We start from the raw sequence: 10342 nt of genomic DNA on the forward strand, positions 1-10342 counted from the left end.
ATCCACACCGAACCCGGAAGGCCCTCACCTGTTCAAGATCCCTCAACCGAGACCTGGCTCACCTGTCCACAACCTCCCCGGGCAGAACAGCTAGGGGAGCAGCTTCTCCAGGGCGGCCGGTCCCTCCGCCGCCAGCTTGCGCTTGGCCCACTCGATGGTGTGCGGGGTGAGGTCCTTGCCCGAGGCGAGGACCAGGTCCTCCGGCGACACGTCGGTGCCGGTGCGGGCGTGGAGCAGGCGGTCCGGGGTGGCGCGGTCCTCGGGCTGCTGGGACGCGGCGGGCTGTGATGTCGACATGTTCTCTGCTCCTAGGGTCCGGATCGCTGGTGCGGCCCCGGTGCTGAAAAACGGGTCCGATATCACCATTCCCCGCGGGAGCGCCGCGTGCATCCGGAGAGCGCGGGCCCGGCCCCGAACGTGAACGGTCTCCTGAACCCCGCGTTCGACCAACCAGTGTGAGATCAAGGACTGTGACGTACCGGTCGTACGGCCCCGCCGAGGGCGGCCGTTGTCATGGCCCTCCGCGCGGGCGGGGCGCGAGCACCAGCATCGTGACGTCGTCCCGCACATCCGGGCAGTGCCCCACGAGGTCGCTCCAGACCCGCTCGGCCAGCGCGGCCGGGTCCTCGGCGGCGAGACCCGCAAGCCGCTCTACCAGCGGATAGAAGACCCCGTCGGCGTCCCTGGCCTCGGTGACGCCGTCGGAGGCGAGGAAAAGCCGGTCACCGGCCCTCAGCGGCACCGAGACGGCCCGGGGCGGAGCGGCCTCGGCGAGTCCGAGACCGAGGGGAGTGCACGGCTCGACGTCCAGCTCCACGACCCGCCCGTCCCGCAGCAGCAGCGGTCCGGCCTGCCCGCACGCCACGATCCGCACCAGCCTGGCGTCGGCGGAGAAGTCGAGCAGCACCGCCGTGGCGAACAGCTCGGCGTGCGGCTCGCCCGCCGAGTCCACCGCCAGCCTCCGGTCGAGCCGGGCCGCCACGGCTTCCGGGGCCGGCTGGTCCAGCACCGCCTCCCGAAAGGCGCCCAGCAGCGACGCGACCGTCGCCACGGCCGACAGCCCGTGCCCCTGCACATCGCCCATGACGGCCCGTACGCCGTAGGGGCCCGCCCGTACGTCGAAGAAGTCGCCGCCGACCAGCGTTCCGCTCTGCGCGGCCCGGTACAGGCCAGCACACCGCACCGGCCCGACCCGTTCCGGCAGAGGCGGCACGACGGCGCGCTGGGCGACCTCGGCGACGGCCCGCTCGGTGACCAGTTGCGCGTCCCGCCTGGTGCGGACGTACGACAGCAGCACGCTCAGCACCGAGACGAAGCACACCGTCAGCAGGTCGGTGCTGCCGGGATCGTCGAGGTTGAAGACGGGCACGGTCAGCACGACCACCACCAGCGCGCCGAGCACAGCCGTCGTCACCGGTCCGTGCGCCAGCACGGCCAGGGGCGGGATGGCGCCCAGCAGAAAGCCGATGTCGAGGGGCTCCGGACTGATCAGCTCCGCCGCGCACACGGCCGCCAGCAGTGCCGACGGCAGCACCCGGGCCCAGCCGGGCGGCGGTGCACCGCGCAGCCAGCCCCGCCGGTCCGGGTCCCGGCGCGCAAACCGGCCGCGCACACTGTTCACACCACCACGCTGCTACGCCCGACCGGCCGCCGCACGCCGGGCCCGCGCCACCTTCAGGTCCCGGCCGGGTGCGGACTCGCCACCTCGTCGATGGCGGGCGCGAAGCAGTCCTCGTGTGAACAGTCGGGCGTCCAGCCCGTTGGACCGGCGCGATGACGCCGCGCGAACCCGGGGACTTGCCCCACCGCGGCGACACGCCCGCCCGCCGTCACGCAGCGTGCCGGTCGCCCGGTCCCTCGCCCAGGTCACCGGGAGCTGAGGGGCACACTGAGCACTCGACCATGGTCGTTCGGGGGACATGCCCAGGAGCTGTACGTGAATGCGGCGCAGTCGTGCAGCGCCCCCGCGGCCGGGGACCGACGTGACCCGGCCCGCGTGCCGGGAAAGCGATGGACGGCCCGCCGGGGATCCCGTAGCGTGTGGCGCGCCACGCCCTGAGACCGGCGAAAAGGAGGGCAGAGCCGTGCAGTTCACCCCGTACCCGCGCTCCCTCCCCGTTGTCCCGGCGTGCCTCGACTGACCGACCGGGAGCGCTCCGAGCAGCTTGCGTCCCGGAGGACATCCCATGACCGATCCGGTCATCCGCGCGCTCGACACGAGCGATGCCGAACTCTTCGACACCCTGCCCGACCCGCTGGGCGCCCGTGAGGGCCACCGGCTGACCCGCCACCGCCCCGACTGGAAGCGGGTGGCCCTGCGCGACGGCCGTGTCGTCGCCCGCGGCGCCTGGTGGGGCGGGCCCGACGACACCGAGCCCGTCAACCTCAACTGGTTCGACGTGGCCGAGGGCGAGGAGGAAGCGGGCGCCGCGCTCCTGCGCTCCGCCCCCTGGCAGGTCGAACTGGAGCTGAACCTGCCCACCGGCTGGCGCGACGACCCGGAACTGCGCGCCGCCGCCGAGACCCGACTCGCCGCCGCCCGCAAGGCCGGTTACGTCCTCCTGGTCGAACGCCTCCTGTATCGCTGGACCCCGGAGCACGGTCTGCCCGAGCGGCCCGGGCGCCTGGAGTTCCGGGCCGAACCGGACGACGCCGTGTTCTTCGACGCGCTGCGCCGCATCCACTCCGCCACCCTGGACGCCCACGCCCTCAAGGCCATCGAGCGGGGCGGACTCGACCAGGCGGCGCAGGAGGAGCTCGACTTCTTCCACTGGTGCCCGTCGCCCCGCGAGTGGTGGCAGGTGGCCTACACCCCGCAGGGCAGGATGGCCGGCATCCACATCCCGGCCCACAACCCGTCCGGCCCCTGCATCGGCTTCATCGGCGTCCTGCCCGACCAGCGCGGGCACGGCTACGCCTACGACCTCCTGGCCGAGTGCACCCACTTCCTCGTCGAACAGGGGGCGGAGTCCGTCGCCGCGGCCACGGACCAGGGCAACTTCCCCATGGCGGCGAACTTCGCCAAGGCCGGCTTCCCGGTGGTGAAGGAACGGCTCAACTTCGACCCGGCGCGGTAGCCGGGCCGTCGACCGGGAACCGGTCGGGGACATCCCCTGGCCAGGACCCGTCGTTCAGCAGGTCCTGGGCCGCCATGAGGATCTCCGTCACCCGCAGCCCGAACGCCGCGTCACAGGCATGCGGGTGGCCGGTCCGGGCGGCGTCGAGCAGGGCGTCCGCGGCCCGCATCAGCGCGGGCACCGCTCCGTCGGCGCTGTCGGGGAGCACCGCGACCCCGGCCTCTCCCCGTAGCTCCACGGCGGCACCGGCAGCGGCGGCCGGTGCCGTGAGGCTCAGGGTCAGGGTGCTCGACGCGCCCTCCGAGTGGTCGAGGACGAGATGGGACGTGTCGCCGGGCCCGTACGCCGCCGCCGTCACCCGCCGCACGTCGCCGAGGACCGGCAGCAGCACGGACAGGGCGTGCGGGCCGACGTCCCACAGGGCGCCCTTCTCCCGCCGCCACGGCGTCGCGAAGGGACTCTCGCCGGTGAACACCGCCCCGAGCCACTCGGCCCGCCCGGTGAACCAGCCCGGCACCGCGGCCTGCTCGGCGATCCACGCCGCCGGCTCGGGCTGGAAGCGCGTCGTGAAGAACACGATCGAGGCGACACCGGCCTCCTCGGCCGCCTCGACCACCGCCCGCCCCTGCTCCACCGTCGGCGCGAGCGGCTTGTCCAGCAGCAGATGGCATCCGGCCCGTGCCGCCCGCGCGGCGAGCCCGGCCTGCACCTCCGGCGGCAGCGCCACGGCCACGGCGTCCACGTCGGCGAACAACTCGTCGACGTCGTCGTACGCCCGCGCGCCGTGCCGCTCGGCCAGCTCCTCGGCGGCCTCCGGACGGCGGCCCCACACCCCGGCGAAGTCCAGCCCGTCGTGTTCGCTCAACGCGGGTGCGTGGGCCATCCGCGCCCAGGGTCCGGTGCCGAGCAGTCCTATCCGCATACCGCCGCCTCTCCGCGCTGCCAGGACGAAGAGCGTGCCACAGGACAACGGCACGGGCGGCCTTCGGGGCGGACGGTCCCGAACCGCCGGGCTCCGCTGCTCAGCTCTCCGAGCTGATGTTGACCATCCAGGGGACGCCGAAGCGGTCGGTGCACATGCCGAACACGTCGCCCCACATCTGCTTCTCCAGCGGCACCGACACCGAGCCGCCGTCGGACAGCTTCTCCCAGTAGCCGCGCAGCTCGGCGGCGTCGTCGCCGCTCAGGCTCACGGAGTAGGAGCTGCCCTGCTCGGTCTCCATGCCCGGCGGGTTGTCGGCGCCCATCAGGGTGAAGCCGCCGGTGGTTTCCAGCATGCCGTGCATGATCTTGTCGGCGTTCGCTGCGTCCGCCTGCCCGAAGTCTCCGTAGCTGTTGAGGGAGAGCGTGCCGCCGAAGACCTCCTTGTAGAACTCCATCGCCTGCCGGGCGTCACCGTTGAAGCTGAGGTACGGATTGAGACGCGAGGCCATGAGAACCTCCCAAAAGGGGATAAGAGGTGGTTGCGCGCAGCGTATCGCCGGGCACCGGCACCGGCTCGTCGAGCGGGCCGCGCTGGATCGGGGTCACGTGCCGCAGCAGCCGGAGTGCTCGCCGACTGCCCTGTTGATGTGGCCCCTTGAGCGGAGGGGGAGGCGGCGGCTCATGACATCCACGGTCCGCATCGGGGGAGATCTGGAGGTGCGCCGGCTCGGCTTCGGCGCGATGCACCTGCCGACCGGCCCCGGCCTCGACCGGGAGAACGCCCTCGCGGCCGCCCGGCGGGCCGTCGAGCTCGGGGCCACGCCCACGCAGGTCGCTCTGGCCCGGCTCCTCGACCGTGCGCCGGTCGTCCTGCCGATTCCCGGTACGGCCCGGATCCGGCACCTTGAGGAGAACCTCGCAGCGGCCGACCCGAAGCTGACGCCCGCCCAGCGCGACCGTCTGGACCGGTGGGCGAAGGGGCCGCAGGGGCTGGAGCGGACTGAACATCCGGGCCCGCCGTGCGCAGGCTCACGCCTCCTCGGACGCCCCGTTGTTCCAGTCGTACGGGCCGCCGCCCCGCCACTCGATCAGCTGGGTGTCGTCTACGGCCGTGTCGGTGGTGGGCAGGCCCTCGCGGTGCAGCAGATCCAGCACGTCGAAGAGACTGTAGGCGACGCCCATGCGCTCGCCACGGATGGTCACCAGCCGTCCGCCGTCCGTCGCGGGCGGCTGCACGACCACAGGGGGTTGACCGTCCATAGCCCCACCATGCTCCCGAAACGGCTGGTTCGCAGCTCGGTGGCGCCCGGAAGCGTTACGCACCCGTGCCGCGCCCCGGCGCCGGGGCGCGCTGTGCGCCGGTGACAAGGCACGATCCGGAAGCTGAGTTCTCATCAGCAGTGGCTGAGAGCGGTGACGGCGCCGCCCTAGCGTCCCTGGCATGGACATGAACCGTATGCGTAGAGGGAAGTGGTGCGGTGCCGTGCTGGCGGTGCTGCTGACCACCGGGACACTCACGGCTGCCGCCCCCGGCGCCCGAGCCGACGGGACGCGCACCGAGACGCCGGTGAAATCGACCTCGCCGGTGACCGGAGTGGTCGAATCGGTGGTGCGGGTGAAGGTGCCGTTGCCTACATCGGCCGGGGCTCGTCCGGCGGCGTGCGACTGGCTGTCGTACCTGCGCTACCGCTCCGCGGGCGGACCGGCCGCCTCGGCCGACGCGGACCGCGTCCTCATCGCCCAGCCCGGCATCCTCGAAGGAGCCGGCGCCTTCGACAGCGTCGCCCGCAACACCGTCACGAAGGCCGCTGAGCAGGGACTGCACATCGAGTTCTGGGCGCTGGACCGGCGCTCCAACTGCCTGGAGGACCGCACCGGCATCGCCTCCGGCGACCAGCACACCGCGGTCGACTACTACTACCGCGGCAAGCAGGTCGGCGGCCGGACCTTCGGCGGCTACGCCGGCAACGCCCAACTGGGCTGGATGGCGAAGCTCGGCATCGAGCAGACCGTACGCGACCAGTACGACCTCCTCACCGCCGAGTTGCCCTCCCAGGCGCTCCGCAAGCGGAAGGTGCTGTGCGGCGGGCACTCGCTGGGCGGTGTGATCACCGGTTACTTCGCCGCCGCCGACTTCGACGGCGACCGCGCCACCACGGCGGACGCCGGGTACAACCAGTGCGCCGGCTACTTCGCTCTCGACACGACCGTCTCCACCTCGCTGGCCGACCTCAGCGGGAGCATCCCCGACGACACCAACCTGCCCGACATCGGTCTCGGTCACGGCGTCGTGCAGGCCGGGCTCGACAGCGGAGTACTGCCGCGCACACTGTCCGCGCCGGTGCTGCTCAACCCCGAGACCATGACCCTGCTCGGCATCGCCGGTCTCGGCGCCCTGAAGGACCTGGAGGGCGAGGCCGACCTGCCCCGCTACCTGCCCTCCAACCTCAACATCGAGGCGACCCACCGATTCCTGTTCGCCAAGGACACCGCGGCCTTCCTCAGCGGCAAGCCCGCGGTGAAGGACTTCCGCCTCACCAACGGTGCCGTGCTCGGGGCGCTGCTGGACGACAACTCCGTACCGCTGGCGTTCCTGCAGACCAGCGTGGGCTTCTTCGACGGCGGACCGATCGCCGACAAGAGCTTCCCCGTCGCCAACGGCGGTGACGGGCAGGCCGGACCGTACGGCACCGCGTACAAGGCCATCCCCGACAAGCCGAAGGGCCCGCTCTACACCTGGCGCAACTACGACCGGGTCGGCGATGCCGACGACCCGGGGTACCGGTCGGCCGACGGCACCCCGTTCACCGGCGCCGGCGAAGAGGTCACCGACGTGCGGCAACTGGCCCGCAGCCTCGCCGAGCAGCCGCTGGACTTCACCGAGCAGTACTTCCCGACCAAGCTGGTCACGGACATCCAGCTGGCCACCTCCCCGCAGGTGAAGCAGCTCGTCGTCCATCCCGAAGGGCTCAAGGCCAATCCGGTGCTCACCGTGCTCGCCGGTGAGGGACTGCTGGCCGGCCGGGTCCCGGCCGAGCTGCACCCCGTGGTCGCCGACGGCTACCAGCACCTAGACGTGCTGACCGCCGCGCCCGTGCAGAACGACGGCCGGCCGGAGCCCGTCTCCACCAGCCTTGCCGGCTTCGCCCGGGCACCTCGCTAGCTAGCCGTCCGGCCCGCACGCCCGGGGCCCGGGAGGATCTCCTCCCGGGCCCCTTCGTGTACCGGCGTGACTCAGAGCCTGCCCGCGGCGAACGTGGCCGCCTCCTCGGCGTCGTCCCGGTAGCTCAGGTGCGCGCCGACGTCGCCCCCGCCGTTCTCGCAGACGGGGTCGCCCTTGGCGCAGAGGTCGAGCGTGCGGCCCTGGTACGTGCCGGTGACGCTCTTGCCGAGCGCCCGGATCGGGTTGCCGAACAGCAGCACCGCGGCGACCTTCGGCTCGAGAGCCGCGGGCAGCGTGGCCACGATGGGGCTGCCGACCACCGCGCCCGCGCTGCTGATGCCGATCGAGTTGTCGACGACGTTCGCGCCCTGCGAATAGCCGACGAGAACGAACTTCTGATTCGGGCAGGAAGCGGCCTGGCTCTTCACATGGTTCACCAGGTCCAGATTGCCCTGCGCCGCGGATGTGGGGGAGAGGTCGGCGGGGTAGTTCACCTTGTAGCTTGACAGATTCTTGCCCGCTGCCTTCTTCTGCAGCGCGGAATACACCGGGTCGCCGACGATGAAGCCGAGGGTGCCCGGCTCGAAGGTGCCGCGGGCTGCGACGACCTCGACGTCCGAGCAGGCCGCGGCCATGGCCGGGGGCGCCGTGAGGGTGGCGAGTCCGGCCCCGCCGGCCAGCGAGAGCGCCGCGAGACACATACGGATACGCATGGGGGATCCTCCGCGTGGGAGGCGCGTAGAGCGCCTGCGAAAAAGAACGCCCCGAACGTATTCGCTTTCTTCCGACCCCTGTTATGGACGGGATTATGGAAAAGTCGCCGGTTTTTGTCGCCGATTGAGTGCGCCGCCTGAATTCAGGACGTCAGTCCTGTGGCGGGCGCAGTGATTCCGCGCGCAACGCCAGAATGAGGTCGAGGCGGGTCTCCGGGTCGTGCAGGCAGTCACCGAAGAGCTTCTCCAGCTGGCGCAGGCGGTAGCGGACCGTCTGCGGGTGGATGTGCAGCCGCACGGCGACGTCCGGCACGTTGCTGCCGCTGAGCAGCCAGGCCAGCAGTGTCTCGGCGAGCCGGTCGCGCTGCCCCGCCGACACGGTGCCGAGGGGCGCGAGGACCCGTGCCCCCAGCCGCTCCAGCAGTGGCTCGTCGCCATACAGCAGCAGCGTCGACAGATGCTCCGAACAGCGCACCACGCCCTGACGGGGGAGCACCCCACGGCCCATCAGTCCGAGCGCCCGGGTGGCCAGGCGCAGCGACTGCGCGGCCTCGGTGACCGCGACCGTCGGCCCGACCGCGGCGGGCCGGCCGCGCAGCGCGAGCGTGAACGCCCGGCCGCCGATGCCGCCCGGACCGTCCGGTTCGGGCACCAGCATGCGCGGCGGACGGGGCCCCATGTCCACCAGGGCACCCGCCGCCGCCAGCGGCCGGTCCTCCTCCCGCCGGTCCGGCGCCGCCGCGAGCGCCACGACGGCGACCGTCCGGGGCACCGGCCAGCGCGCGCTGTGCGCCAGGTCCTGCACGGCCTCCAGCGGCACCGGCCCGTCCTCCAGGAGCAGGTCGAGCAGGCGCTTGCGGCGGCGCTCCACCTCGTCGCTGCTGCGCAGCTGGGCCTCCGCGTACCCGGCCGCGGCCGCCTGGGCGACCTCGTGCACGGTCCTGAACGCCAGCTCCCCCAGCCCGGCCACGACCGCCGAGTCCAGCCCCAGTTCCTCCGCCGTACGCCCCATCAGCCGCCAGGCGCGCATGCCGCCGACGCGCAGCGCGGACTGCAGCGCGTCCAGGCTGCGGCCCTCCAGGGCCTCACCCCGCCCGAGTTCGTAGTACGTCGCCGCGATCGCGCCCCCGTCGTCGCGCGGGTCGGCGATGTGGTCGACGAACAAGGTCAGCGCCTGCACCACCCCGGACCGGAGGTTCTGGCGGTAGGTCCCGTCGGCGGGCCGCGCGTACTCGGGGACCTGGCGGCAGACTTCCTCCTCCACCTCGTCGGCGACGGCCGCCAGATTGGCGCGCAGCAGCTCCGCCAGCTCGGGCGGCACCTGTGGCGCGGCGGGGCGGTGCGGCACGCCGTGTGGAGTGGGCACGGCCATCACGGACACTCCTTTCGACCGGAAGCGGCTCACCCGCGGGCTGTCGCCTGTGGGACGAGTGGGAAGTCCCGTGTTGGACGGACGACCCCTCCGCTCCGTTCCGTGCCCCGACGGCACCCCCGTCACTCGGGCACCCCCAGTGCACGGGCGAGGACAGGCCACGAGGCCGTGAACTCCGGCTTCCAGTGCGCCCAGTCGTGCCCGCCTCCCCCGTAGAAGTGCGTGGTGGCCGGTACCCCCAGGAGGGCCAGCGTGCGGGCGAAACCCTGGGCCGAGGGCCACAGGGCGCTCTCCAGTATTCCGGGCAGCGGATCACCGCCGCCGCCCACCCCGCTGCCCTGCGAGACGTACAGGGCCGTGCCGCGCAACCCGGTGGCGCGGGCGCGCGGGTTGAAGTCCCGCCAGGTCAGAAGGTTGAGCAGTGGATTGCCCCACAGGGACGCGGCCGGCAGGTTCTCGCGGGCCACGATCGCGTCAATGATGGCGGGAACACCGGGGGCGGTGGTGTCCAGGATGCCGCTGTAGGAGGCCGCCGCGGCGAACGCCCCGGGGTGGCGGGCCGCGTGGGCCATCGCCCCGTAGCCGCCGGTGGAGACCCCGGCGACCGCCCGGACGCCGGAGGCCCGGTAGTCCCGGGCGAGCAGTGCCGGCACCTCCCTCACCTGGAACGTCTCGTAGTCGGGGCCGCCGCGCCAGACGCTCGGGATGCCGGTGGGGCCCGCGTCCGGCATCGCCACGATCAGGTCGCGGCCCGCGGTGAACGCCTCGATGTCCGTCTCGCGGGTCCAGGAGGTGTAGTCGTCGTGGGCGCCGTGCAGCAGGTACAGCACGGGGTACTTCTTCTCAGGGCGCGTACCGAAGTCCGACGGCAGGATCAGCCGGACCGGTGCGTTGCGGCCGAGGGCGGCGGAGGGCACGGACACGTCCAGCGTGCGCGGCCCGAGCCGGCCGGCCGCCCGGGCGGGGGCGGTGCCGGCCGAGGCCCCGAACAGGGCGGCGAGACCGGCGGCCGTCGCTCTGGCGACGGTGCGGCGGGACACTCCGGCAGCGGGCTGGTGCGGCAGGTCGGGCATGACGGCTCCTCGGGCTCCAG

10 protein-coding genes and 1 pseudogene are annotated in these 10342 nt (G+C 72.8%); 3 read left to right on the plus strand and 8 right to left on the minus strand.

All coding sequences use genetic code 11. The features are described from left to right. Positions 1 to 90: 90 nt before the first annotated feature. Together ACIQHQ_RS28255 and ACIQHQ_RS28260 are read right to left on the minus strand one after the other, a co-directional pair. On the minus strand, positions 91 to 297 hold the full coding sequence (locus tag ACIQHQ_RS28255; RefSeq protein ID WP_283972647.1) for a hypothetical protein: 207 nt from the start codon (positions 295 to 297) through the stop codon (positions 91 to 93). Between the two features lie 214 nt (positions 298 to 511). After that, positions 512 to 1621 carry a PP2C family protein-serine/threonine phosphatase gene (locus ACIQHQ_RS28260; protein ID WP_402616801.1) on the minus strand — a complete coding sequence of 370 codons (1110 nt, stop codon included), beginning with the start codon at positions 1619 to 1621 and terminating at the stop codon, positions 512 to 514. A gap of 565 nt (positions 1622 to 2186) precedes the next feature. On the opposite strand from ACIQHQ_RS28260, the gene ACIQHQ_RS28265 reads away from it, so the two are divergent. After that, positions 2187 to 3077 carry a GNAT family N-acetyltransferase gene (locus ACIQHQ_RS28265; RefSeq protein WP_402616804.1) on the plus strand — a complete coding sequence of 297 codons (891 nt, stop codon included), beginning with the start codon at positions 2187 to 2189 and terminating at the stop codon, positions 3075 to 3077. On the opposite strand, the gene ACIQHQ_RS28270 is transcribed toward ACIQHQ_RS28265, so the two are convergent. Both ACIQHQ_RS28270 and ACIQHQ_RS28275 read right to left on the minus strand, forming a co-directional pair. Beyond that, entirely contained in the window at positions 3055 to 3999 is a 945-nt protein-coding gene (locus tag ACIQHQ_RS28270) for a Gfo/Idh/MocA family protein (RefSeq protein ID WP_402616807.1), read from the minus strand. The two genes, ACIQHQ_RS28265 and ACIQHQ_RS28270, sit on opposite strands and share 23 nt — an antisense overlap. A gap of 100 nt (positions 4000 to 4099) precedes the next feature. After that, positions 4100 to 4510 (minus strand): VOC family protein, encoded by a 411-nt coding sequence (locus ACIQHQ_RS28275; RefSeq protein ID WP_402616810.1) that lies wholly within the window; start codon positions 4508 to 4510, stop codon positions 4100 to 4102. A gap of 292 nt (positions 4511 to 4802) precedes the next feature. On the opposite strand from ACIQHQ_RS28275, the pseudogene ACIQHQ_RS28280 reads away from it, so the two are divergent. Next, a pseudogene (locus tag ACIQHQ_RS28280) lies at positions 4803 to 4979 on the plus strand (aldo/keto reductase); the annotation flags it as partial. A gap of 51 nt (positions 4980 to 5030) precedes the next feature. Here the strand turns inward: ACIQHQ_RS28280 and ACIQHQ_RS28285 are convergent. Then, positions 5031 to 5261, minus strand: coding sequence for a hypothetical protein (locus tag ACIQHQ_RS28285; RefSeq protein ID WP_402616813.1), 231 nt, complete (start codon positions 5259 to 5261; stop codon positions 5031 to 5033). A 181-nt stretch (positions 5262 to 5442) separates the two neighbouring features. On the opposite strand from ACIQHQ_RS28285, the gene ACIQHQ_RS28290 reads away from it, so the two are divergent. Next, positions 5443 to 7164 carry a hypothetical protein gene (locus ACIQHQ_RS28290; protein WP_402616816.1) on the plus strand — a complete coding sequence of 574 codons (1722 nt, stop codon included), beginning with the start codon at positions 5443 to 5445 and terminating at the stop codon, positions 7162 to 7164. A gap of 71 nt (positions 7165 to 7235) precedes the next feature. Here ACIQHQ_RS28290 and ACIQHQ_RS28295 read toward each other — a convergent pair whose 3' ends face one another. From ACIQHQ_RS28295 to ACIQHQ_RS28305, 3 genes are all read right to left on the minus strand, one after another. Continuing rightward, entirely contained in the window at positions 7236 to 7877 is a 642-nt protein-coding gene (locus tag ACIQHQ_RS28295; protein ID WP_402616819.1) for a cutinase family protein, read from the minus strand. Between the two features lie 151 nt (positions 7878 to 8028). Then, a complete protein-coding gene (locus ACIQHQ_RS28300) occupies positions 8029 to 9249 on the minus strand; it encodes a PucR family transcriptional regulator (protein WP_402616822.1) in 1221 nt (406 codons plus the stop codon). Positions 9250 to 9371: 122 nt separating this feature from the next. Further along, positions 9372 to 10322: an alpha/beta hydrolase gene (locus ACIQHQ_RS28305; protein ID WP_402616825.1), complete on the minus strand. Its 951-nt coding sequence runs from the start codon at positions 10320 to 10322 to the stop codon at positions 9372 to 9374. Positions 10323 to 10342 lie beyond the last annotated feature (20 nt).

The organism is Streptomyces sp. NPDC092370, assembly GCF_044755265.1.
Lineage (GTDB): Bacteria > Actinomycetota > Actinomycetes > Streptomycetales > Streptomycetaceae > Streptomyces.

Coding starts and splice junctions, on each gene's coding strand:
- ACIQHQ_RS28290 (WP_402616816.1), top strand. CDS start 5,443: ATGGACATGAACCGTATGCGTAGAGGGAAGTGGTGCGGTGCCGTGCTG.
- ACIQHQ_RS28295 (WP_402616819.1), bottom strand. CDS start 7,877: ATGCGTATCCGTATGTGTCTCGCGGCGCTCTCGCTGGCCGGCGGGGCC.
- ACIQHQ_RS28270 (WP_402616807.1), bottom strand. CDS start 3,999: ATGCGGATAGGACTGCTCGGCACCGGACCCTGGGCGCGGATGGCCCAC.
- ACIQHQ_RS28265 (WP_402616804.1), top strand. CDS start 2,187: ATGACCGATCCGGTCATCCGCGCGCTCGACACGAGCGATGCCGAACTC.
- ACIQHQ_RS28305 (WP_402616825.1), bottom strand. CDS start 10,322: ATGCCCGACCTGCCGCACCAGCCCGCTGCCGGAGTGTCCCGCCGCACC.
- ACIQHQ_RS28255 (WP_283972647.1), bottom strand. CDS start 297: ATGTCGACATCACAGCCCGCCGCGTCCCAGCAGCCCGAGGACCGCGCC.
- ACIQHQ_RS28300 (WP_402616822.1), bottom strand. CDS start 9,249: ATGGCCGTGCCCACTCCACACGGCGTGCCGCACCGCCCCGCCGCGCCA.
- ACIQHQ_RS28285 (WP_402616813.1), bottom strand. CDS start 5,261: ATGGACGGTCAACCCCCTGTGGTCGTGCAGCCGCCCGCGACGGACGGC.
- ACIQHQ_RS28275 (WP_402616810.1), bottom strand. CDS start 4,510: ATGGCCTCGCGTCTCAATCCGTACCTCAGCTTCAACGGTGACGCCCGG.